The 24,676-nt window shown below is 45.2% G+C and carries 23 protein-coding genes; 18 read left to right on the forward strand and 5 right to left on the reverse strand.

The window, feature by feature from the left end; genetic code table 11:
• Window positions 1-139: 139 nt before the first annotated feature.
• The gene (locus QMY49_RS07240) at window positions 140-628 is read left to right on the forward strand and encodes an NlpC/P60 family protein (RefSeq protein ID WP_017817422.1); all 489 of its coding nucleotides are present in this window, start codon (window positions 140-142) and stop codon (window positions 626-628) included.
• A gap of 35 nt (window positions 629-663) precedes the next feature.
• On the opposite strand, the gene QMY49_RS07245 is transcribed toward QMY49_RS07240, so the two are convergent.
• The 3 genes from QMY49_RS07245 to QMY49_RS07255 form a co-directional block, all read right to left on the reverse strand.
• Window positions 664-1,008, reverse strand: a complete 345-nt coding sequence (locus tag QMY49_RS07245) for a DUF3802 family protein (protein ID WP_005445842.1) — start codon at window positions 1,006-1,008, stop codon at window positions 664-666.
• A 309-nt stretch (window positions 1,009-1,317) separates the two neighbouring features.
• Complete coding sequence (locus QMY49_RS07250; protein ID WP_005445843.1) at window positions 1,318-2,280, reverse strand: GGDEF domain-containing protein; 963 nt, start codon at window positions 2,278-2,280, stop codon at window positions 1,318-1,320.
• Window positions 2,280-3,248 (reverse strand): response regulator, encoded by a 969-nt coding sequence (locus QMY49_RS07255; protein ID WP_005445844.1) that lies wholly within the window; start codon window positions 3,246-3,248, stop codon window positions 2,280-2,282. The genes QMY49_RS07250 and QMY49_RS07255 overlap by 1 nt, the downstream gene beginning before the upstream one ends.
• Before the next feature lie 224 nt (window positions 3,249-3,472).
• Here QMY49_RS07255 and QMY49_RS07260 point away from each other — a divergent pair, with 224 nt between their 5' ends.
• Window positions 3,473-4,339 carry a fructosamine kinase family protein gene (locus QMY49_RS07260; protein WP_283313723.1) on the forward strand — a complete coding sequence of 289 codons (867 nt, stop codon included), beginning with the start codon at window positions 3,473-3,475 and terminating at the stop codon, window positions 4,337-4,339.
• 252 nt (window positions 4,340-4,591) lie between these two features.
• The gene (locus tag QMY49_RS07265; protein ID WP_005427574.1) at window positions 4,592-4,786 is read left to right on the forward strand and encodes a CPXCG motif-containing cysteine-rich protein; all 195 of its coding nucleotides are present in this window, start codon (window positions 4,592-4,594) and stop codon (window positions 4,784-4,786) included.
• A gap of 115 nt (window positions 4,787-4,901) precedes the next feature.
• Here QMY49_RS07265 and QMY49_RS07270 read toward each other — a convergent pair whose 3' ends face one another.
• Window positions 4,902-5,513, reverse strand: a complete 612-nt coding sequence (locus tag QMY49_RS07270) for a riboflavin synthase subunit alpha (protein WP_283313727.1) — start codon at window positions 5,511-5,513, stop codon at window positions 4,902-4,904.
• Between the two features lie 281 nt (window positions 5,514-5,794).
• Between QMY49_RS07270 and QMY49_RS07275 the strand changes: the two genes are divergently transcribed.
• On the forward strand, window positions 5,795-7,165 hold the full coding sequence (locus QMY49_RS07275; protein ID WP_283313730.1) for an MATE family efflux transporter: 1,371 nt from the start codon (window positions 5,795-5,797) through the stop codon (window positions 7,163-7,165).
• A gap of 106 nt (window positions 7,166-7,271) precedes the next feature.
• Complete coding sequence (locus QMY49_RS07280) at window positions 7,272-8,288, forward strand: DUF3080 domain-containing protein (protein WP_283313731.1); 1,017 nt, start codon at window positions 7,272-7,274, stop codon at window positions 8,286-8,288.
• Window positions 8,289-8,295: 7 nt separating this feature from the next.
• Here the strand turns inward: QMY49_RS07280 and QMY49_RS07285 are convergent, their stop codons facing one another.
• Window positions 8,296-9,138 (reverse strand): DNA ligase, encoded by an 843-nt coding sequence (locus tag QMY49_RS07285; protein ID WP_005445862.1) that lies wholly within the window; start codon window positions 9,136-9,138, stop codon window positions 8,296-8,298.
• Between the two features lie 316 nt (window positions 9,139-9,454).
• On the opposite strand from QMY49_RS07285, the gene QMY49_RS07290 reads away from it, so the two are divergent.
• The 13 genes from QMY49_RS07290 to QMY49_RS07350 all read left to right on the forward strand — a co-directional run bounded on the left by QMY49_RS07290 (window position 9,455) and on the right by QMY49_RS07350 (window position 24,601).
• Complete coding sequence (locus QMY49_RS07290) at window positions 9,455-9,775, forward strand: STAS domain-containing protein (RefSeq protein WP_005445863.1); 321 nt, start codon at window positions 9,455-9,457, stop codon at window positions 9,773-9,775.
• A gap of 29 nt (window positions 9,776-9,804) precedes the next feature.
• Window positions 9,805-10,653, forward strand: a complete 849-nt coding sequence (locus QMY49_RS07295) for an OmpA family protein (RefSeq protein WP_283313734.1) — start codon at window positions 9,805-9,807, stop codon at window positions 10,651-10,653.
• Window positions 10,650-12,749: an SLBB domain-containing protein gene (locus QMY49_RS07300; protein WP_283313735.1), complete on the forward strand. Its 2,100-nt coding sequence runs from the start codon at window positions 10,650-10,652 to the stop codon at window positions 12,747-12,749. Before QMY49_RS07295 ends, QMY49_RS07300 begins: the two co-directional genes overlap by 4 nt.
• Window positions 12,749-13,438 (forward strand): AAA family ATPase, encoded by a 690-nt coding sequence (locus tag QMY49_RS07305; protein WP_029788484.1) that lies wholly within the window; start codon window positions 12,749-12,751, stop codon window positions 13,436-13,438. Before QMY49_RS07300 ends, QMY49_RS07305 begins: the two co-directional genes overlap by 1 nt.
• A 12-nt stretch (window positions 13,439-13,450) precedes the next feature.
• Window positions 13,451-13,834, forward strand: coding sequence for an Hpt domain-containing protein (locus QMY49_RS07310; protein WP_009700747.1), 384 nt, complete (start codon window positions 13,451-13,453; stop codon window positions 13,832-13,834).
• 213 nt (window positions 13,835-14,047) lie between these two features.
• On the forward strand, window positions 14,048-15,589 hold the full coding sequence (locus tag QMY49_RS07315; protein ID WP_283313739.1) for a sigma-54-dependent transcriptional regulator: 1,542 nt from the start codon (window positions 14,048-14,050) through the stop codon (window positions 15,587-15,589).
• Window positions 15,564-16,640: a glycosyltransferase family 4 protein gene (locus QMY49_RS07320; RefSeq protein WP_283313740.1), complete on the forward strand. Its 1,077-nt coding sequence runs from the start codon at window positions 15,564-15,566 to the stop codon at window positions 16,638-16,640. Before QMY49_RS07315 ends, QMY49_RS07320 begins: the two co-directional genes overlap by 26 nt.
• Before the next feature lie 152 nt (window positions 16,641-16,792).
• On the forward strand, window positions 16,793-17,977 hold the full coding sequence (locus QMY49_RS07325; protein WP_283313743.1) for a glycosyltransferase: 1,185 nt from the start codon (window positions 16,793-16,795) through the stop codon (window positions 17,975-17,977).
• 10 nt (window positions 17,978-17,987) lie between these two features.
• Window positions 17,988-19,160, forward strand: coding sequence for a glycosyltransferase family 4 protein (locus tag QMY49_RS07330; protein ID WP_283313745.1), 1,173 nt, complete (start codon window positions 17,988-17,990; stop codon window positions 19,158-19,160).
• Complete coding sequence (locus QMY49_RS07335; protein WP_283313747.1) at window positions 19,153-20,574, forward strand: lipopolysaccharide biosynthesis protein; 1,422 nt, start codon at window positions 19,153-19,155, stop codon at window positions 20,572-20,574. Before QMY49_RS07330 ends, QMY49_RS07335 begins: the two co-directional genes overlap by 8 nt.
• The gene (locus tag QMY49_RS07340) at window positions 20,571-21,956 is read left to right on the forward strand and encodes an O-antigen ligase family protein (RefSeq protein ID WP_039840926.1); all 1,386 of its coding nucleotides are present in this window, start codon (window positions 20,571-20,573) and stop codon (window positions 21,954-21,956) included. The genes QMY49_RS07335 and QMY49_RS07340 overlap by 4 nt, the downstream gene beginning before the upstream one ends.
• A gap of 96 nt (window positions 21,957-22,052) precedes the next feature.
• Complete coding sequence (locus QMY49_RS07345) at window positions 22,053-23,177, forward strand: glycosyltransferase (protein ID WP_283313751.1); 1,125 nt, start codon at window positions 22,053-22,055, stop codon at window positions 23,175-23,177.
• Entirely contained in the window at window positions 23,174-24,601 is a 1,428-nt protein-coding gene (locus tag QMY49_RS07350; protein WP_283313754.1) for a GumC family protein, read from the forward strand. The genes QMY49_RS07345 and QMY49_RS07350 overlap by 4 nt, the downstream gene beginning before the upstream one ends.
• The last annotated feature ends 75 nt before the right edge of the window (window positions 24,602-24,676 follow it).

Consider the following 24,676-nt stretch of genomic DNA (forward strand, 5'->3'; position numbering starts at 1 on the left):
TCAATGGATGTTCTTTCCTGAGTTTGAATCAACGTGTCCGCTTTTTCGTCACATAAGTGAGACAAAAACGTGATTTTCAGCCCATACTAGGTGTTGATTATGACGCTAATATTTCAGTTTTAAGTCATGGAGATGACCAGTGAGCAAGGTTCGTCATTTATTTTTTCCTTTAATAATCAGTGTGCTACTCAGTGCGTGCTCGTCAGGCCCAGATCCAGAAACACAAGTCAACGCCTCCCTGTCCGTCAATCAGCTGTTGTCCGACAATCAGGATTTATACCAATTCTATAATGAGTGGGAAGGCACGCCTTATCGACTAGGTGGAACTAAAAAGTCAGGCATCGACTGTTCGGCTTTTGTTCAAAAAGCGTTTGTTGAGGCATACAAAATGTCGCTGCCGCGTACTACCCGCCAACAGTCTAAACAAGGTGTTGAAATGAGTTGGTCGGACGCCCAACAAGGTGATTTGGTATTTTTCAAAACCAAACGAAGCACATATCACGTGGGCATTTATCTTGGGAACAAACAGTTCATGCACGCTTCTACTTCAAAAGGCGTGATCATTTCGAGAATCGACAACCCATATTGGGCATCGAAATTTTGGCAAGTAAGAAGAGTTACAATGTAACTCTTCTTGAATTTGAATGACGCAAGAAGAGAGAATCAGTCGTAGGTCGCTACCGCGGTATCAAACAGGTTTTTAACTAATGCGATGTACTCATCCAAAAAGGCAATCTGCTCATTTGTCGCTTTCTTTGACCATACACCCGCAAGTACTTCACCCAAATCTTCAACGACCGCATCTGCCTCTTTTAGCAACTTAAAACGCACGCTTGAATGCAACTCTGGGTTTTGCTCGAATATCGCCATGATGTTCGATGCAACCATGTCAGTCACAACATCTTCAATGCTTTCTGATCCTGTGTCACCGATTTCAGACGTGAAAATATCTAAGTTAAGTGACAAGTGCTCAATTAGAGCGAGATATCCATCGGTTTCTACAACCACTGTTTTTCTCCGTTTAATGCAAGCCTTCGAAGCTGAAAGCGAAATAGTTTCAATAGTAAGACATGCCGAGAAAATTTCATTAACTTATTTCATATTAATGAGAGTTGACGCACTAACTGGATGGTTTTCAACCAATTGAGTTCGGTACTGTTCACCTTTCGAGCTGATGCTTTCAGCAGTTTGTGAGTTATTTATACAAGGCAGAGGCATTTACTTAAAATGACTAGGCGACAAGCCTCTCGTCGCGATTAAAACGCCTTTATCTCGAATAAAATTTAACTACAAAAGTTCAACAATCCCTAGTATCCCCTAGTCGTCTTCATGACTACAAGTTTGGTTTCGACCATTTTCTTTAGCGCGATATAACGCAGCATCGGCACTCTTAAGCCATTGTGTGTGGCTTTCGAAATACGATTTATACTCGCAAACGCCGATACTGATCGTGTAGTTAATCAAAAAGTCTTCAACTTTCACGATTTCTTGTTCAATTCGCTTTCTTAAACGTTCTGCAAAGTAACAAGCTTGCTCTTGATTAGTATGTGGCAGCAAAACCGTAAACTCTTCACCACCAAAACGACCACATACATCGCTGCTACGCGCCGTTTTACGTAACAAGCTTGAGGTACGACGAATCACTTCGTCTCCCGTGTGGTGTCCATAGGTATCGTTGACCTTTTTAAAATGGTCGATATCAAAGATCACTAACGAGCTCGCCCCTTCAATCACTTTAAGTTGCGCAAATTCGTCCTTCAGAGATTGTTCCCAAAAAGCCCGATTAAATAGACCAGTCAGACCATCTTTACGGCTGATTTCCGATAAGTGTTGGTTAGTTTCTCTCAAATGGATACGGTTACGCGCCGTTTCTGAAACATCATTAATCTGAATTGCAATATGGCTAATTTCACCTGACAACGAGCGCAATGGCGTAATCACAATGTCTTGGAACATCAAGTTGCTGCTGTTAGAAACCGGAGAAAAGTTGTTGAACTTGAAAAGGTATGGCCGGTTTTCCCAGCTAGAAAATGAACGTGTTTCTAAATCTGCTGATGTCTTGAGTTTTGTCTCTAACCACCTTCTCGGAAGATCTTCAAAATGGTCAAATAAACACTCTCCGAGAATGTTTTGCGACAAAATACCACTGTACGACTGCATAAAGCTGTTCCAAACGCAGACTTTATAGTCTTGGTCGAGGACAATAAGCCCAGAGTCCATGGTATCCAGAATTTGGGTAACCCAGTGAAAGTCTGCTATGTCCAGCGTGATTTCGGACATTAGATTAGCTCCATGATTTCATAGATGATGTCTACGGATGATTTATCTATCAAAAACAGAACTTCACACTCAAAATCGAGTGATTCTGCCATGTAGGTGTATTCAATGGTAAAGAGTTCACCAGATTCGTTTTTCTCTTCGCTGTAAGGGGTAATGTTCTCGATGATTCCTGGTTGGCGTAACGAAAACTGCTTGTCTAACTGGCTCCCAAGAGAAGTTAGGAATGAAGACACCAGTAAGTTCGACACATTAAGGATGATTTCGTTGTGTGGCGTGAATTCAAGTAAGTATCCGAGTCGTTCGCCGATTTGGTTGATATCTTTACCACGCAGGCAAACCAACGCCTCTCCGTGTATACCTCCCCCTACGAACCTTTGTGCCACCGCAACTGAGCTGTCTCGCCCAATAACATCCACCAGCGTCATATGTAATTCACCGTAAGACAATGGACCAACGTGAGGGACCGGCAATTGAATAAACTCACGTAGATGGTCCGCCATAATTGCAGCGCCCTTACCTAATGCAATATTGGCAACTTCACGGAACTTTGCTAACGGCGTAACTTCTAACGTATGTTGAGGTTCAATTTCAGTGTGAGCACTAACGGCATAATGAAGACCGAGCGTTTCATAGAGAGGAATAACCTGTTCTTCGGATAATGGTTTAGCAATGAAATCCATCGCCCCAAGATCTAAGCAGCGTTGTTTAGCCTCTTGCTGAACATCACCCGAAATGATGACAATTTTGGTTTGGTATTGACTAACAGGCAGGGACTCTAGTACTTCGAAGCCATCCATGACTGGCATGGTCAAATCGAGGAACAAAACGTCAATATTTTGTTCCGCTAGGATTTTCAATGCCTCGTGACCATCTTGGGCTTCGAGTAGGTGCAATGATGTATCTTGTACGATGGATCGGGTAATCAACTTTCGTGCGACCGCCGAGTCATCACAAATCAGTATTTTCATGCCACCAATGGAACTAAAGTCAAAAAAATAATAATACTAGCTGTGCTGTTTTAGCTCCATATGTTAAGCCGATAAATCATAGGGTTATAGGCGACGTGATTCACACTTATAAACATTTTCTACTATATGCGGAAGAATTATTGTCGAAGTTTGCTTAACTACGCGTCAATGTTCCGCCGTTTATCCTAAACTATTGTTGGTCAAATAGATAAGCGAGGTTTTGTATGTGGCAAGCAATATCGCAACAGCTTTCTGATACCTTGATGTTCGAATATCAGATCACCGAGAAGGTGAAACTTTCCGGTGGAGACATCAGTGAAAGCTATATGATCAATGACGGAGAGCAGCGCTATTTCGTCAAAATTAATGATCGGGATTTCTTAGCCAATTTTGAAGTAGAAGCAGAAAGCCTTCACCTATTGCGCGAAACCTCTACTCTATTTGTCCCAGAAGTCGTTTTGGTCGGTAAAACCAAAACGCACAGTTTTATCATCCTCAATTTCCTTCCCACTAAAACGCTTGAAGATAGCGATAACAGCTTTAAATTTGGTGAACAATTAGCGCGCCTGCATTTATGGGGTGAACAGAAAGAATTTGGCTTCGACACAGACAACTACATAGGCTCTACACTTCAGCCAAACCAATGGCATAAAAAGTGGTCAGTATTTTTCGCGGAACAACGCATCGGGTGGCAGTTACAACTGCTTAAAGAGAAAGGCGTTTCTCTGGTAGACATCGATGACTTTATTGACGTCGTGAAACAGCTTCTCGCTAATCACTCCCCACAACCTTCCCTACTGCATGGTGATCTATGGAACGGCAATGTGGCGCTCACACCCGCCGGTCCTATTTGTTATGACCCTTCTTGTTATTGGGGAGATCGAGAATGTGATCTTGCTATGACCGAGCTGTTTGGCGGTTTTCAACCTGAATTTTATCTAGGATATGAATCAGTTGCGCCACTTCCAATCGGTTATCAAGAACGCAAAGACATTTACAATCTTTATCACATCTTGAATCATTGCAACCTATTCGGCGGGCATTATCTTGAGCAAGCGCAATCGATAATTAAGAAGATAATTTCCTATTGATTTGGAAGGGAAAGATCATTACTGAGTGTAAATTTTCGACGCATATCACCCTAGATAATGACCTCAAGTCCAACGTTGGGTTTGGGGTCAACTTTTGTACTTATTTCGACTCAATTAGCAACCATAGCGCCTAATATTCTAAGTAACTCGGCTTACGTTGTATCTCTAACCCTAAGAGGCAAGCGAGTAACTAAGGGCTGTATTTTCTAAACAACAAAGTATTAAAAGCCCTGCAATACTAGGAGTTTATGTATGCAAAATTACACTGAAAGACATGTGAAATGTCCCCATTGTGGGCACTCAATCGGCATCACCCTTGATGCAAGTAACGGTAACCAAGAGTTCTATGATGACTGTCCGGCTTGCTGTCATGCCATTCATCTCAATATGAAAGTTGATGAATTGCAGCAGAAAGTTGAATTGTTCATCGACGACAATTACGAGTAATTACGCAAATCCCCCCCCAATCGAAATATGAAAAGGAGCCGCAAGTGCTCCTTTGTTATTTATGTCCGTTTATTTTGACTACCTCGATAAACCAAGCTCGCTATTTCTTACAGACTTAAAGCTGCTTCGCTGCTAATACACGCTCGACCGTATCAACAATCGCTTGTGTTTGTGGGTCAAATTCTACGTTGATCTTTTCACCGACTTGGCGACGCCCGAATAGGGTTCTCTCTAACGTTTCTGGAATTAAATGAACGGAGAAACGATTATCTTCGACTTCACCAATCGTGAGCGAACATCCGTCTAAACCAATGTACCCTTTCGCAAGTACGTATTTCATTGATTCTTGTGGTAGCGTAAACCAAATCGTGCGGTTGTTTGGTGTATCAATCACTTCAGCGATTTCTGCCATTAAGCTAATGTGCCCTGACATGCTATGACCGCCGATCTCATCACCAAACTTAGCAGCGCGCTCAATATTCACACTATCGCCTGCTGTCAATTCGCCAAGGTTGGTCAGCGCTAGCGTCGCTTGCATTAGGTCAAAGCTGATTTGCGATCCTTCAATTTTCGTTACTGTAAGGCAACAACCGTTGTGCGCAACAGAGGCACCAATTTCAAGACCTTCACTTAGCGCGCCTTCAAGTTCAATAACGTGAGTTTGAAAACGATCTTTCTTGTCGATATGAACGACTTTAGCCGTACCCTGAACGATTCCTGTAAACATACTTTTTACCTATTTTTTAGAAGCGACTGATAGCCAAGACAAACGTCCGCAGATGATTTTTATAATCGTCTATCAATTAACCAAAAATCCACATCTTGTGGGTATGGTATCTGAGCATACAATTGTTTATCATCTGCGCGGAGTTCCTTCGAGGCATTTTTTCACCTTATAGTGACTAAAATCAACCATCAGATCAGTTCATCACGTCTTTTGTCCTCAAGCGCTCTCTATCTTTTCAAATAATTTCTTTTACAACATATTGTTCCGCTCTGGAGTATTTCGTGCATCGCTATAAAGAAGAAGCATCGAGTCTTATCAAATTAGCAACCCCTGTGTTGATCGCTTCTGTCGCGCAAACAGGCATGGGCTTTGTGGATACCGTAATGGCTGGTGGAGTCAGCGCGACCGACATGGCGGCGGTATCTGTGGCAGCAAGTATTTGGCTTCCATCAATTCTGTTTGGTGTGGGCTTATTAATGGCGCTTGTACCAGTAGTCGCTCAGCTGAACGGCTCTGGTCGACGCGTTAAAATCCCATTTGAGATCCAACAAGGCATTGTCCTTGCGTTGCTTATCAGTATTCCTATTATCGGCGTACTATTCCAAACGCAGTTCATTCTTGGGTTTATGGACGTTGAAGCCGCTATGACAGAAAAGACGGTGGGTTACATTCATGCTGTGATTTTTGCTGTACCAGCATTCTTGTTGTTCCAAACCTTGCGTAGCTTTACTGACGGTATGTCTCTGACCAAGCCAGCGATGGTGATTGGTTTTATTGGCTTGATGCTGAATATCCCGCTTAACTGGATTTTCGTTTACGGTAAATTCGGAGCGCCGGCACTAGGCGGCGTGGGCTGTGGTGTTGCTACGGCAATTGTGTACTGGGTTATGTTTGGCTTACTGCTTCTATATGTGACGACGTCTGGTCGACTAAAAAGCATCAACCTGTTTGGTGAGTTCCATAAGCCTCAACTAAAAGCACAGATTCGCTTGTTCAAACTGGGTTTTCCAGTTGCTGCGGCGTTATTCTTTGAAGTTACCCTGTTTGCTGTGGTTGCGCTTTTAGTCTCGCCACTAGGTTCGATCATTGTTGCCGCACACCAAGTCGCAATTAACTTCTCTTCGCTGGTATTTATGTTACCAATGAGCGTGGGTGCGGCAGTAAGTATTCGCGTTGGTCACCGTTTGGGTGAAGAAAACGTCGATGGTGCTCGTGTTGCTTCTCGCGTAGGTGTCATGGTGGGTCTTGCGCTTGCTATGATGACAGCGATTCTAACCGTCATCTTCCGTGAACAAATTGCCCTGCTTTACACCAATAACCCAGAGGTAATTGAGTTGGCGATGGTGCTATTGCTGTTTGCAGCAATCTACCAATGTACAGATGCGGTGCAAGTGATAGCGGCCGGTGCTCTGCGCGGCTACAAAGACATGCGTGCTATCTTCAATCGTACCTTTATCGCATACTGGTTGCTTGGTTTGCCAATCGGCTATGTGCTCGGACGTACAGATTGGATTGTGGAACCAATGGGCGCTCAAGGCTTCTGGTTAGGCTTTATCATTGGTCTTTCTTCAGCTGCGTTCCTATTAGGTATTCGTCTACGTTGGATGCACCGCCAAGATCCAGAAGTACAACTGAACTTCTCTCAGCAATAATTCGGACTTCAACGCCCCAAATATTAAAGCCAGCACTCGCTGGCTTTTTTGATCTCTCCCGCGTGTCACAAAGTATACTTATCTGAGTGATTAAAAAGGAAATGCTGTGAGAAGTTCACTTGTTGCTACGGCGCTTTTGCTAACGACAATCTTACTCGGTGGGTGTAACGAATGGTTTAACCCAGAGAAAGCTGTATTCGAAAAATACAATCAACGCCTGGCGAATGTGTTAGATGTATCAGAATCTCAACTAGAAGCCTCTCCTGCCGTTACCATTCCTGATAAAAGAGAGCTATTCCAAGAGCTCCCCCGCCTATCACTTGGTTTGCTAGAAAGCTACCAATTACGCCAATGTGGTCTGTTTAACTTGCTCGCAGAAAAGAACTCGCAACTGGGTAAGGTCCAAGATGCTTTTTATGACTTCGATTACCAAACGAGTTTGCTTAGAACGTTGAATGGCTGTTTGAGTGATTACCCTCTAAGTGATGAAGAAAGTGCAAAGCTTAACGGGTTGTACGATCAGAAATGGCATCATCTAACAATACACCTCGACAATATGCTGCTTACCAGCGATGCGATGCGCAAACAACTTACGGGCTCTGAATGGTTGCCGTTGGACAGTAAAGACCAAGTCGCCCATGTGCGAGACGCTTTCCTTGCGCTGGACGAGATGTATCAAACACCTTATCGCACCCTTTCGCGCTTACCCGACGTAACCATAGTGAATTATCAAGAAGAGATTGAAAAAACACGCCTTGTTGGTCGACTCTATTACACACTCATTGATGCGACCCAGTGGCTAGAACAAACCACGCAAATGCTTAAAGCAAACCAAAACAAAATTATTTGTGGTGAGAATCGTGATACCACGCAATTTCGTTATTTGAGGAACGTCTTTCAGTCCATTTATGTCGCCGAGGTTCAACCATACATGGCGTTTGTCGATAGTACCTATCAGCAACTTGACGGTGGAATCAACTTAGTCGAACAGAGAATGGCGGCGCACGGTGCAAGTTACGGAATTGAAAATGCACATGAGCAGTTCAGACTTCAGACCATGGATCACGTGCAATTCTGGAAAAGTTTGTTCAAAAGATGTGGTGTTCAAGTAGGAAGCCAATAGAGCATCATCAATGAGGCACTCGCTCTCTTAAGAATCGCGCGAATCTCGGCTTGCCGTTATGCGTATAGCCGTTGTATCGGAAAGTAATCGTTGCCCCAATTCTTGGCGGGGACTTCCTCACGTCATCAGTAAAACCGCTGCCAATGTAAAACTCTGTGCCGTCAGCTAACCTTACCAGTACTGCCCCCATCATCCCTAACAATCGCCCTGTTCCTGGCTTATAACCGATGACCGTCGCTTCAGCATCCTCAAAGCGTTTAAGCTTGAGTAAATCACTGCCTCTTCCCGCCTGATAACGGCTTGATACCTTTCTCAACATCACACCTTCACCATCAGATTGCGAAATTTGGTCAAGTTGTTCGAACAAATGTTTCTCATCTTGAATCGCACGATGCTCAACATACTTAATATGAGGTGCGTCGATGGCAAATACCAAATCTTGAATGTTGTAGTAACGCTTCCTGTAGTCACCCGCCGAATAAGGCATATCAAACAACATAAAGTCTATACGTTGCCATGCACTTTCAATTGGGGTTTTATCTAACACGGTTTGTTGAACAAGATGGAAGTTGCCCCGCCCAGCCCATAGCTCCCCATCTAAGGGATAATCAGGCAAGACGCGAATAAACCAATCAGGCGCGTAAATACGATTTCCATTTCGTGTCACTAAATGTTGTCCCGTCCAGTAAGCACGAATGCCGTCGAGCTTTTCACTATACCAATATTGGGAAACATCAATTCCATCTTGGTAGGAATCAGCGAGTGAAACAGGTGGTTGTAAATTTGGATCAGCATGAGGCTGGGCGGAAGCAATTACAGCGAGGGCAATCAATGTCATTCTTAATGGCATGTGGGAACCTTGTACAAAAAAGCATCTCTATTGAACCGTACTAAGCTCAAATACCCAACTTACATTTACCAATCTACGATCGAGAACAACACCAATAAGCAATTAAGTGCAATCTAACACATAAAGATCAGACAGATTTGGCACTTTCAAATGCTTGCCGCCTTTGTCTTTTTTGACTCTCAAAATGAGAAGAAAGCCATTATCAAAATAAGAGCGTCTCAGAACCTCCATTAACCAACTGTTTATATTGATATTTTTTATTGGCACATTCTCTGCTCTATTCAAATCAGGACATAATGAGAACGGAGAATGGAACATGGAACTGCGCAAACAAGAAACTGCACCCAATACATTGATGGTTGAGTTTTTCGGTGACCTCGACGCCAAAGGTTGTCGTCAAGCCCAGCACCAAATCGATGAAGTAATCCACAGTGACGATCACAAGGAAGTGGAAATCAACCTGCAACACGTCCAATTTCTTGATTCTTCAGGGATTGGTGCCATTGTTTATTTATATAAGCGCCTAGTTGAACGTGAACGCAGTATGTGTATTGAAAATGTATCGGGACAACCATTAGAAATCATGAGCCTGTTGCGTATCAATCACGCTATCCCGGTCAATTCTAAAGGTCATTAATAAAAATACCGGTTAATACGGAGGTTGGCATGGTGAAACTTATACGACAAAGCGTGTTGTGCGGTCTCGTTGTCGGCATGTTTGGTTGCTCGACGTTCAACTACCCCGATCACGGTCAGGGTGGCATGGCGGAAAGCTACCAAGATATTTCTATCGAGAATTATCAGTTTTCACCAGTAATGCCAGACGAGCCTCTTGGACCTGAGCACGGTTTACGTTTTGATTGGCAACTAACCAAGCTGCATTTGGACGCGTTAATCCAGGAGGGCGCGCGCTGGTGTTTTCCTGCAGCCGTGGTACAGGCGCTTGAAAAACAAAACCGCATCGCACGTGAGTTGGAAGGAGGATTGCTTCTTGATGCCGCCAATGACATCGTGATTCAACGCCGTCGCCTAAATCAGCTTGAGCAACAACTCGATTACGTTCTGTCACAAACCACGTGTAAACCGCCACAAGATATCGAAGCGCTACGTAGTGACCTCAATATCGTTGCCGACATCTATGACTTACTGAACGTAGACAATCAGTTTGCTGTAGACTCCGCGGAAATCAACCCTAAATACATGGGGCATCTTGCTGAAGCGGCGTATATTCTCCGCGATCACCCTTCTTTGTCATTGGTTGTAACCGGACACGCAGACGCAACAGGCACACCAGAATACAACCAAAAGTTGGCACAAGCCCGAGCAGAGCAAGTGAAACGCTACCTCAACGTCTTCGGAATCACCTCAGATCGTGTGCAAACCAAATCTGTGGGAGAAACACTCCCCCTTTACGAAGGACAAACTCCTGCAGTTCGTTTGACGAATCGTCGCGTGAGCATTGAAGTTCTAAACGCTAAATCAGACACAAGCGCAGAAATGGGAGGCAGACTATGAGAATCCTCAAAGTCATTACCACCCTACTGATGCTGTGCTTAATCACCATAAATACAGCTTGGGCAGCGGAAGATGACGTGGTTAAAGTCGGCGACTTGGTACAAATCAACCTGCCCGGTGAAGCATCTCTGAATAAAGGTTTTCAAGTTGATAAACGTGGTCGCATCAATCTGCCAGAAATCGGTCCAGTTTTTGTTGCGGGTTACAACGAGACTCAGCTTCAGAACGTCATTACCGACAACCTTAAAACTGTATTCCGCGATGTAAGCAACGCACGTGTGTTCATCAAACAACAACAACTTTTGATTTCAGTACAAGGCTACGTGGTTAAGCCGGGCGAATACACGCTTCCATCGGGCTCAAATATTCAGATGTTCCTCTATGAAGCTGGCGGTCTACGTGCCGGTGCTCAACTTGATAAAATCATCGTAAAACGTGGTAACAAGAGCATTGAGTTCGACTACAAACGCTTTCTCGACACGGGGGACGATTCAAAACTACCAGCCCTAGAATCATTAGACGTGCTCTTCGTCCCTGCCTCACCTTTGGTTGGTAATATCGAGCAAGAATTCGATGCTGCGAAACTGGCAAACTCAGGTGACAGCGCTGATTCTGCTCGTGCGATTAAAGTCTTCGGTGAAGTAAACGCACCGGGCTCATTTACCTACAAACCCAACACGACACTTGTCGATGTGGTCATGCGCGCTGGCGGTGTTACTCGTTACGCTAGTGTGGAACAAATCCGCGTTATCACCAACAACACACCGATTATGTTTAACCTTAAGCGCTACCTAGATACAGGTGACCAAAGTTTGCTGCCAGAGATCCTTCCGGGCGCAACCATCTTTGTGCCAAAGCAGGAAGAAGAAATCAAAGCCGGCGCGAACGTGGTTTATGTAATGGGTGAAGTGGCTCACCCTGGTGCCTACGAAGGCAAAAAAGGCGCGAGCTTTATGGACATCCTTGCCAACGCAGGTGGTCCAACGCGCTTTGCAGAATCTCGCCAAATTCGCGTTATCAAAGCGGATGGTGGTGTCATCAATTTCGACTTAACCGCTCACACCGAAGGGCTGTCTGAGCAAAAAGTACCGACAGTTGGACCGGGTGACGCTATCTTCGTCCCTGAAAAAACCGACATGAACGAAAAGTCATGGTTAAAGGTTGCACCAAGTCGTGCGGTCGCTGTAATGGGTGAAGTCGTTCGCCCGGGTCGTATCGAATGGTCAGACGAAATGGACTTGATCGATTTGATTGCTCATGTAGGCGGTCCGACTCGCCGTGCGGACACCAGTAAGATTGAAATCTCTAACAACGGAAAAGTGACCAAGTTTGATTTGGATAAATACATTCTACAAGGCTCGCCACATTCTAAGCTACCAAATGTATCAGCGGGCACAGTGGTTCGTGTTCATGCGCTACCAGACGATCCATCAGACAACAAATCACAATGGGTCAGCCAAAGCTCTGACGCATCGATTTACGTGTTCGGTCAGATCAACGCACCGGGTCGTTACCGCTTTACCAAAGAGATGCATTTCCTAGATATCTTGTCTGCGGCTGATGGCCCTACCAAAGATGCCGACATTCATAACATCCGAGTGACGCATCGTGGTTTGGGTTACGCAAAAGTAAGCAAACTTAACCTGTCGCTTTACTTTGAAACTGGCGATGAATCGATTCTGCCAGATGTACGTCCTGGCGATACCATTTACATTCCAGAGAAAGACAAGAACTGGCTTGACCGCTCTAAAGAATCCACAGTTCGCGTGCTGGGTGAAGTACATGCACCAGGTCGCTATGTCTTCAATGACAACATGACCATTCTTGACCTACTTGCTGAGGCTGGTGGACCGAGTGACAGTGCTTACGTTGAGAAGATCAGTGTGGTTAACATGTCTTGCTGCCAAGGTCAGGCGCGTGTGTTTAACTTGGTTGAATTCAGCAAAACCGCCAACATTTACGACCTGCCTGTGATTCGTGCCGGTGATACGATTTACGTTCCGCACAAAGACGAAAGTTTTGCCGAGAAAGCCCGTGCGGGGTTGCGTGACTTGTTACAAATCACCACCACCATAGTGTTAATAGGAGCGCTGTAATGACTATCCCTGCAACACATGCTGAGATTGAGCAAATTTATCTTCAAAGCGAACTCAAGGGCTACAGGTCAATTAGTGTTGTGGCTTGTCAGTCTGAAGATGGGGTTACGTCTGTGGCTTCTGCACTGGCGGAGCGTTTGATTCTTGCAGGTCATAAAACACTTTATGTCGACTTGAACCTGTTCAAGCCCGCTTACCGCACAGTTCATGCTTTTGAAGAAGAACCGGAAGAAGTAGGACAATTAATCTCTCGTGAAGAAGACCATCAAACGCTGGTAGGGTTAACTGTCCCTTCCCTTGCGAGCACACAACTTGCCTATCGCGACCCAACCATGCTGCGAAAGGCGGTCGATAATTGGCTTGAGCAATACGACCGAGTAATAATTGATACTTCACCGCTGCTGAGCATGAACCGCAGCAACATTCCCGCACAAGTCGTTGCAGGCGTTTGCGATACTTGTGTACTGGTTGCCAGTTACGGTTCCACCACTACGAGCCAAATCGACCAAGCAAAAACGCTGTTAGAAACCAGCAATGCCAATCTGCTAGGCGCTGTGCTCAACATGAAGCACAACGCAGGTTTAAAAGACGAACTGATTCATCAGGTGAAAAAACTGCGCTTTTTGCCAGAGAAGCTGAAAGCGAAAATATCGAAACAAATAAAGAACAGCGAATTATTTACCTTATAGGGAGCGCGCACTATGAATACTCAAACTGATGTAACGTTAGAGCAAGAATTGGTCGATGAGTTGATTCTTCAGCAAATGATCAAAGACACCTGTGCGGAAATCATGCCTACCTTAATCGAGCACTATATTGAGGAATCTCGTGAGCGCGTCGAAAAGATCAAGCAGGCACTCAACAGCCAAGACAAAGAAGCAATGGAGTTTGAAGTCCACACGCTTGGTAGCTCTGCACTTGCCTTGGGTAATCGCACTCTATCGCGTCACGCTCGTACCATCGAGAAATACTGTGTTGAAGGTGATACAAAACAAGCTTTTGAGCTTTGCCAATCATTACCAGAACTGGCAGAACAGTCTTTTACGGCGCTAAACCAAAGAAAAGAACAAGGATTTGAAGACTAGCAACAAATTTCAGGGATTTAATTAACTAAAAAATAAAGAATTTTCTGCAATCCTCACAGCGTGTGCTAATACTTAAATATAAAGATTCTCAAAATGAGAATCGAAAAGAAGCCATCAGCTTGAGACAAGAAAAACAAAATCATCACGACAACACGTATCTCAAGCCGACTTAACGCATTAAAACAACGATTTGAAGAAAGTTGGGAAAGGATTATGAGACCAAGGGTGTTACTGGTAGAAGACTCTACTTCACTAGCCATACTTTATAAGCAGTACGTCAAGGATGAGCCTTACGACATCTTCCACGTAGAAACGGGGCGGGAGGCGATTCAATTCATTGAGCGCAGCAAACCGCAACTTATCATTCTCGACCTTAAACTTCCGGACATGTCAGGCGAAGACGTATTGGACTGGATTAATGAAAACGAGATCCCGTCCTCTGTCATCATCGCAACGGCGCACGGCAGCGTCGATCTCGCGGTCAATCTGATTCAGAAAGGTGCGGAAGATTTCCTAGAGAAACCCATCAATGCAGACCGTTTAAAAACCTCAGTCGCTCTTCACTTAAAACGAGCGAAGTTAGAAAATCTCGTCGAGAACATTCAATCGACCTTCGATCGCCACAACTACCACGGTTTTATTGGCTCTAGCCTACCGATGCAAGCTGTGTATAAAACCATTGACGCGGTTGCTCCAACCTCTGCAAGCGTGTTTATCGTTGGTGAAAGTGGTACGGGTAAAGAAGTGTGTGCAGAAGCTATTCATCAGCAGAGCGATCGCAGAGACAAACCCTTTATCGCCATCAACTGCGGTGCCATTCCCCGAGATCTAATGGAAAGTGAAATCTTTGGTCATGTCAAAGGGGCATTTACCGGTGCAACCACAGACCGTAAAGGTGCTGCAACGCTTGCTCATGGCGGTACCCTGTTCCTCGACGAATTGTGCGAGATGGAATTAGAAATGCAGAAAAAGTTACTGCGTTTTCTACAAACCGGAACCTACACACCACTTGGTGCGACTAGAGAAATGAAAGTGGATGTACGTATTATCTGCGCAACCAACCGAGACCCATTAACCGAAGTGGAAGAAGGTCGTTTCCGTGAAGACTTATATTATCGTGTGCACGTTGTCCCCATTGATATGCCCCCACTTCGTGAACGTGGTAGTGACATTGTCACACTGGCTAAACACTTCTTAACCACATACGCCAAACAGGACAAGAAGAAGTTCAACAATATCGACAGCGAAGCGCAACATGTGATTAAGCATTACGACTGGCCTGGCAACGTGCGCCAACTGCAAAACATCATTCGTAACATTGTGGTATTGAATAATGAAGACAAAGTTTCGCTCGCACATTTGCCCGCTCAACTGACTCGCAAACCGGCGAAAGAGCGTAGCACAACAATAGAACATGATGCACGCTATAACGATTCATCTTTTTCTCCTTTAGAGAATCCACCTGCAGGCACTGTTAACTTGAGTACTTCGGAGCGAGAAAGCATGCCAGTTGCTACTGAGGAGAGTAGTCTGGTGCCCTCAGCCTCTGTCACACCAGTAGCGTCACCATACTTTAATTCCGATGGCACGATCCGCCCTATGTGGAAAGTGGAACGCGAAGCCATTCAAAATGCGATAGCTTATTGTGATGGTAACGTGCTTAACGCGGCGGTGATGTTGGAACTGAGCCCATCTACGGTCTACCGCAAAAAACAAGCGTGGGAAGCGGATGAAGCTAATCTCGAACAATCTTGAGATCCCTGTCGTTGGCGAAGTTTGGATACTGCTGGATAGCCGCATTTACGGTGGCATTGAAAGCCATGTAGTCGAACTCGCCACTGGGTTGCAATCCTTTCATGTTAACGTACGAGTTGTGTTGGTGGTGGAATACGATCCACCACCAACACTTATCGACAAATTAAACCAAGTTCAAATACCAGTGAGTTATTTGTGGCACCTATGCCCAAAGTCAGAACGGTCAAAAACCATTCCAGTAAAACAAATTACTGGTGCAGTGGCTGAGCATCAACCCAGCGTTATTCATACCCATGGTTACAAAGCGGCACTGTTAGCCAGAAGCGCAAAGTTATTTACTCGAACCTTCCCTCGCCTCATATCGACATTTCATGCAGGAGAAACACCGAAAGGTAGAGTCTGGCTTTATGATTGGCTTGATCGATACTCAGCTTGCCTTTCTGATCATTGCTTCGCCGTTAGCCAAACCATTCAAAGTAAGATTCCATCTCAATCAGAGCTATTGAACAACTTTGTATCGATTCCCAATCAGCATTGTCGTTATAAACAAATCGCGTTTGTGGGTCGCCTCAGTCATGAAAAAGGTGCAGACCGCTTCATTGATATTGCCCGTCATATTCCTGATGTTGAGTTCTCTATTTATGGTGACGGCCCAGAAAAGCCGAGACTGATAGAAAACGCACCAGCCAACGTGATATTTCACGGTCATCAAAATGACATGGATGCCGTTTGGTGCAATATCAGTGCTCTTGTCATCTCATCACGCTATGAAGGTTTGCCAATGGCGGCGTTAGAAGCGATGGCCCGAGGTATCGTTGTGGTCAGTCTTGACGTTGGTCGCCTTCCTGACCTCATCGAAGATGGTCAAAATGGCTTCCTCGCTTATGATATTCCCGCACTAACTGACAAACTTAATCACTGGTTGGGAATGAGCCATAGCGAACAATACCCAATGCGTCACAAAGCGATTGAGACCATCAAAGATCACTATTCCTCCCGCAACATCATTCCTATTCTGATTGAACGCTACCAAATTGAGAATCATACTTGATGCATATCCATTCTCAAATTGAGAAGTTTCGCGCTCAGTTTTCACCTATGTATCACTTTCCATTCAAAAACAGATAGTTAAACTAATGGCATATTTTGGCATCTCGGTTGCAATAGCTAATTCAAACAGATTGGCTAACCGAGGTAACGACGATGACTACTCCAAAACGCATTCTTTACGTTCATTATGGTGATAACTGGATTCGCGGTAGCGAAGTCGTATTGCTTGACCTCATCACAAACATTGACCACGACCAGTACCAACCGATTGTTTGGTCAAACTGCGAACCTTTGATTGAGAAATGCCAATCTCTAGGCATCAAAGCGGAACATTCAAACTTCAGCCTTGTTGGAGGTTGGAACACGCCTCGCTGGGACATCAGCGGTTGGAACGATTTGATCAAACAAGGCACGGCATTGATCGAAAAGCACAACATTGACCTTGTCCATGTAAACAGTGGTGGTCCGTGCCAATGGATGTGCCTAGCCGCTCGTATGAACCACATCCCTTTGATGACGCAACTACACTGCCACTACACCTTGCGTGACCGCTTCTCACTGGGTCTACACCTCTCTCCAAAATTGATTTGCGTGAGTAAAGATGTGGGTCACGAGATTCTCAAAGATGGCTACCCAGAAGAACATCTTCATGTCGTTCATAACGGTGTGTCATTGGAGAGTCACGATGCACCCATCAATGTTAAAGATCGTCTGGGTATTCCCCAGCAAGCGTTCACCTTTATTTCGGTTGGATCTCTCATTAAACGCAAAGGCTTTGACCGCTTAATCCAAGCTATGCGTATGCACAACTACCATCAACATAATCCACATTTGGTGATTGTTGGTGATGGTGAAGAACGTGTCGCGTTGAAGCAGTTAGCCATAGATTTGGGTGTGGAGGATCGTGTGCATTTTGTTGGTGAACAACATAACGCCGGAGACTGGATGAAAGGTAACGTAGATGCCTTCATCAGTGGCGCTTACGAAGAGGCGTTTGGTCTTGTTCTTGGTGAGGCGGCACTAGCAAAGCTACCAATCATCGCACCAAAAACAGGTGGCATCCCGGAATTGTTTGAGCACAACCACAGTGCCTTATTGTTCGCCAATCACGGTATGGCGAGTCTGTTAAATGCAATTCAGCAGATGATTCAAGATGCGCCACTACGCAATAAGTTAGCGGAGAATGCGCATCAACACGCGAATCAGCATCTGACGGTTTCTGCTTCAGTCAAAGCGATTGAAGACATTTACCGCGATGAGCTCTTGCAGAGAGAACCAACACCAATGCCCGTCACCCACTGCATGAAACCCATTTCGCGCTGGCTAAACATCAACTAAGGAGCTGACCATGAAACGTGTATTGATGTTTGACGCTATCACAATGCAAGGCGGTTCGAAAATTGCCAACGCCGAGTTGATTAAACAGTGTGACCAACGTGACGTGATTAGCTATATCGCAACGACAAATCCAGAACATTGGATTTCAACACTCAGCTCAAATCCTCGCGTACAGGTATTGAAAATCAAGCGATCTCCAATCACGTCTCATCATGGTATCGCTTATTGGCTGATGAACTGCTTTTACCTAGTTCAACTGATTCTGGTGACGCTCAAGCTACCGAAACTCGATTGGTTTATGGGCTTGTCTTCACCAAACAACGACATGCCCATGTACTTGCTTCGTCTATTCAATCGCAAACCTATCGTACAAATGGTGCATGGCCCTGTGGGCGTGTCTCGCTCATCTGGCTACTGCTTAGTAAAAGCGGCTGCCATTCATTATCTTGCAAACACGCGCGCCTCTATGATCGATGCTCTTATGGCTTACCTAAAAATGCCTAAGCCAGCCGTTGAACGCTACTGGACAACTCTAAATACTGCATCATTCGTCAATGGTCTTTCTTCAAAGCGCTCACCAAAGCAAGCAAACCCAATTTCTAATCGCGTATTTTGGGCCGCAAGTCTATTGAAATGGAAAAATGTGGATTTATTGCTCGATGCGATGAAACTGGACGACTCATGCCACCTAAATGCAACCATTTGCTACATCAAACCAAACATCGAAGGCGTCGAGTGCTCTGAGCCAGATTTCAATCAATCAAACATTTCATGGCATGAGTCACCAGAGAACCTGGATGAACTTCGCGCGCAATGCGGTGTGTTTGTTTCTACCAGTAACAACGAACCGTTTGGGTTATCAATTTTAGAGGCGTTAGCCGCTGGTATGTGTGTCGTGATTCCTCATGATGACAGTTATTGGGATCGAGTACTAACTCACGGGAAAAACTGCATCAAGTACACACCAAAAGACGCCGCATCTCTGCACAATGCAATTGTCCTGTTGAATGAATCGCCATGGTTGAAAGTGACAATGGGGTTAGAGGCACTGCACGTTGCTCGCTTATATACAGCGGAACGTTGTTACTTCTCTATTACCCAGCAGCTTTGCAAAGATCCATCAAGCAAAGAACAACAAAACGCAAAGAAGCGTGACAACGTCAAAGGATATGACCATGTCTAAAGCCATGACCAACATGTCGTTGTTCGCCATTGCGTTGGTGATCAACAAAAGCATCAGCTTAATTATGCTGCCAGTGCTTCCTCAGTTTCTCTCACCAGAGCAAATGGGCAAACTTGAGTTACTAACTTCTTTCGGTGTTGTCACTGCCCTACTTGCGAGCATGGCAATGCACGAAGCCCTTTACCGTTTTGTTGGTGTAGAGAAAGACAACGAGAAGAAAGCAACCATGCTTAACCAGATCTACTCGCTTTCTGTTTGGATCGCAGCGGCGATTGGTTTGGTTTTACTGTTTGCGATTCTAGTTGCCCCGATCCCTGGCCCATTTTCTCAGCTTGAATTTATCGCGCTGATGTTCGCAATTATCTTGGAAGGCGCGATTGGTATCGGTACTGCTTGGCTGCGCATGCAAGATGATAAAGCGAAAACACTGCTAAGCGTGATGGTGACCACCACCGTTCTTCAAGTTGTATTTATTGTCGCCGCTTTATTGATTCACCCACACGTCATTTCTGTCTTGCTTGGTGGTCTGCTTGCTGCCGTAATCCAATTTACCTGGTTGCACATTATCAATAAATACAAAGTCGTCATGCCTGACATAGCGCTCGCGAAACAACACCTGCATTACTGTATCCCTGTCATGATGTCTGCGCTAGTTGCGTTTTGCTTGAACGGTGCTGAGCGTTGGTTCATCGGCGCTAATGCTTCACTGGCAACACTTGGGGTGTACGCAATTGCGGTTAAATTTGCCATTGGCATGTGTATTTTGGTTCAGCCATTCGGTATGTGGTGGATGCCACGTCGCTTCGCGTATCTGGAGCGTAATCGTGGTAAAGAAGCCGTTCGGATTTCTCACTTCGGTATGATTTATATTGCGGCACTCACGGTGTTGGTCGCAACCCTTGCCTTCATTATGATCAGCCAGTTTTTACCAGAAACATACCAAGAAGCTGCGCTTTACACATTATTCCTTCTACCAATCGCCATGATAAAAGAATGGAGTGAACTGCTGAACATCGCGATTCTTTACAAACGTCGCACTCGTTGGTTATTAGGAATTAACATCGTTGCCGCTGGTGTTGCAATTGCTCTTCTGTTTGCGCTTTCTTCCCTTGGTATCTATGGCGTATTCATCGCGCTTTACTATGCCCAACTCACCAAACTGGCGATGACGTTCGTGATTGGACAACAGTGCATGTACCTTCCTTTCCACCTAAGTTTGATGGTCGCATTACAAATCATCTCAGGAGTGGCACTGTTCCTGCTTTACTCTACTCAATCCATCGGAAGTGCGATTGTGATTTGCATTCTGACATGCACACTGTTTGCTGGTATCGCCTTCCGATACATGTCTAAGGAAACACGCAATAACCTTATGATGAGGTTAAGAACGGAAGCGAAAAGAGTGACGTTATGAATGCCACGGATGTGAGACCAACCCAAATCATCGCTGCGACAACCGTTACTGTGGTCATCGCTTTAGCGTGGTTAGTGATGCCGCATCCAATTTTAATTGTCGCAATTTGTTTTGCTCCGCTTGCCATCTTGTTTGTCCTCAACCAAACCTTTTGGCTGGTGACTCTGTTCGTCATCTTCTCTTTCTTTCGAATACACGAAGCGTTTCCCGTTATCTACAACTTCAAAATCCCATTGTTGTTGTCTTTAGGCGCACTTGGCGCGTTATCTTTTCATCTATTAATCAGTCGTCAGCTATCGGTTTTCTGGCACCCTTCTTTAAAGTGGCTGTTCATCTTTTGGGCGTTAGTCATCATCGGTATTGTGTTCGCCTCTGCGCGCGACATCGCGATTACCGTGTTTAAGAATACGTATTGGAAGATCATTGTGATGACACTGGCGATCACTTGGCTTATCACCACACCCAAACAGCTCGCACAAATGTCAAAAGCAATTATCGTTGCTGGGTTGTTGGTCGGACTCGTTGCTCTTTATAACGCCACCAACGGTATTGATATTGTCGAAGGAACGCGTGTGTCGATTGGTCGTTCGTTTGGCTCGGTATTAGGTGACCCCAATGACTTAGCGCTGGTTTTGATGTTCCCCCTCGCCTTTACGGTGAGCCAATTGGTCGAGAAACGATCGTCCATGTGGTTGCGAGGTTTTGCACTGCTCACTTGTATCATCCTGTTTATGTCGATCCTTGAGACACAAAGCCGCGGTGGCTTATTGGGAGCACTCTCAGTCTTCGCCTATTTCGCGTTCAAACACATCAAGAGTAAGGCATTGGTTGTCTTTCTAGGTTTGGTCGCAGCTTTGATTCTTTATGCTGTTGCAGGGATCTCCGGGCGAGCATCGGGGGGTGCTGCAGAAGCCGGTATTGATGCCTCTGCAATGGGACGTTTGTACGCTTGGGAAGCGGCTTTCAAAATGGCACTCGACAATCCGATAACCGGCGTTGGTTTAGAGAACTTCTACTACAACTACTTCTTCTACAGCCCGCATTGGGATGGCATTAACCACGCGGTGCACAGTACTTGGTTTGGTGTACTGGCTGAAACCGGTTTTGTTGGTTTAGCGGTTTTCATTACTCTGATTGTTTCTCTGGTCAAAACGTCATTAAGTTCAATCTCACTTCTGACTGAAAAGTCCCACTTCACGCTTTCTGTAGGTGCAAACGCCGTATTGAGCGGACTTATTGGCACCATAGTGTCGGGAACCTTTCTCACCCAAGGATTTACTTGGCCGATTTATATACTTGCCGCGCTAACCATAGTGATAAATCGCATCGTTCAAACTGATTGTCAAAATGAGAAACCGTCACCCTCTCAAATCAAGAAATAACCTAACCTATTGTTTTAATGAAACTTAGCCCCTTGGCACGCATCGTGATACGTCTTTGAGTAACAACAACGAATCAATTGGCTCAAGGAGAGAACGATGACAGATATCGTAGTATTTGGAGAAGACTTCGGCGGCTTGCCATCTTCCACTCAACATCTGATAAAGCACCTAGCGAACAACCATCGTATTCTTTGGGTCAACTCGATCGGCTTAAGACAACCAAAGTTCACACCAAAAGACGCTAAACGCCTCGTCACCAAACTGACTGGATCATTCAAACAACAAGACGAGGTTCAAACGCCTTTCGGCCGAGAGGATGTCTCAAACATCCACACCATCACTTTGCTGACGATCCCTGCTCCCAAATCTAAATGGGCACGTAACGTCGCGACGAAAATGATGAAACATCAGCTGAGCAAAAAACTGAATGAACTCGGCTTTCAACATGCCGTTTTTTGGACGTCACTGCCTACCGCTGTGGATATTTGTCGAGAAATGAGTACCAAAGGCATTGTTTATTACTGTGGTGATGACTTTGGCGCACTCGCGGGTGTCGATCATCGAACCATTTTGGAACATGAAGCTGACTTGATTGAGAACGCAGACCTTATTTTGGCTGCCAGCGATAAGCTTGCCGCGGAGCTTCCGCAAGAGAAAACCGTGACTCTACCGCATGGTGTGGACTTCAGTTTGTTTTCAGAGCCAACGGCGAAAGCACAAGATATGCCAAACAATGGTCGTAAGGTACTGGGTTTTTACGGCAGCCTATCAGAATGGTTGGATTACCGTTTAATAGAACAAGTCGCCGATCAAGCCCTGGATTGGGATTTGGTCTTTATTGGTCCAAATGAATTTCCTCACAACCCGTTGCCACAACGAAACAATATCCATTACCTAGGTCCGCGAGCACATCAAGATTTACCTAGCTACTCACAACATTGGGATGCGAGTTGGCTACCGTTCGTCGATAACGCACAGATTCAAGCCTGTAATCCACTTAAACTATTGGAATACCTCGCCACAGGAACACCGGTCATCAGTACGGCTTTCCCAGCACTTAAGCCCTACCAACACATGCTGCATGTTGTGGCGGATGTGGATGATGTTCGTGCGAGCCTGAATCACTTACTCCCACCACCAGAGGGTTCACTCTCGATCATCCAACAACAAAGTTGGCAATCAAGAGCACGTCAAGTTGAGCGATTAGTGAGGGCGTTATGAACGATTTAAGAGACAACATCACCTTATTACTGCATGGTGCATGGCGACGTCGCTATCTGATTGTTATTCCTATGTTGGTATTGCCTATCTTAGGCTTTGTCGTCAGTAAAATGATGCCAACGAAATATGTGGCACACACTAGTATGCTGATTCAAGAAACAGCCAAGATGAATCCATTCCTCGAAGATCTTGCCGTCTCAACCATGCTGAAAGATCGCTTGAGCGCGTTAAGTACCCTATTGAAAAGCCGTCATGTGCTGTATTCGGTTGCTCAAGAACAAGGCTTGATTGATGACACCATGGGACCGAAAGAACAAGAGTCCATCATTAAAGAGCTTGCCAATCGCCTCACGGTGCAACAGCTTGGTAAAGACTTCATTCAAATCCAGTTAACCAGCAGTAAGTCTGAAGGTATGGAAGATATACTTGGCTCCGTCAGCGATCATTTTGTAGAACAACTTCTTGCCCCAGAGCGATCTTCGATTAAAGACTCAAGCCACTTTCTTACCATGCATATTGATAAACGTCGTGAAGAACTGGATAAAGCCGAGCAAGCCTTTGCCGAATACAAAAACGCCTATTCGCACGCAACACCAGAGATGCAGGCACAAAGCCTGACTCGTTTAGCGAGCCTAAAGCAGACATTGGCAGAGAAAGAAGCGGAACTGGCTGGTGTAAAACGCAGCATGGGTAGCTTGGACCAACAACTTTCTAAGACCAACCCAGTGATTGGTAAAATTGAAGAACAAATCATCGAGATCCGCAGTGAACTAACCCTACTTCGTGCCAAGTACACAGAAGCGCACAGTATGGTCCAAGGTAAATTGCGAGAATTGAATCGCCTAGAACAAGAGCGCGCCGTTCTACTCAACTCAAAACAACCTGAGATGAACAGTAACCAGCTTTGGGATATCGCCAGCACCGCAACGGTAAGTAATATTGGTGATGCGCAACCTCTGCTTGTTTCTCAGCTCCATCAATTGCAAATCATGCGCGGTCGATATGAATCGCTTCAAGAAGAGACAGCGAGTCTGCAAAGCATGATTCAAGAGTTAGAAACCAATGCGAATCGATTTGGTAGCACCGCAACTGAAATCAATCGACTGGCAAGAGATGTGACAGTCAAACGCCAATTGTACGAAGAACTGGTTGAACGTTATGAAATGGCCCAACTCACCGGTTCTTTGGGTGTATTTGAAGAAAATAAACGCGTGAAAGTCATTGATGAGCCTTACACTCCCACAATTCCAGCTAATTTACCCGCTTTTATGTTCGTTATCTTAGGGTTCATTGGTGGTGCTGGATTAGGTATCGGATTAGCAACCATTGCGGAACTGGCAGATAACTCGATTCGCTCACGAAAATCCCTTGAAAAACACCTGGGCGTCCCCGTGATTACCACTATCCCTAAAGTAATCTTCTAGCCAGAATTTTAAATTTCAGCATCATGTGAAGGCACTCGTTCGTTGAGTGCTTTCTCATCCCCATTCCCATTAAAT

It is taken from the genome of Vibrio harveyi (assembly GCF_030060435.1).
Lineage (GTDB): Bacteria > Pseudomonadota > Gammaproteobacteria > Enterobacterales > Vibrionaceae > Vibrio > Vibrio harveyi.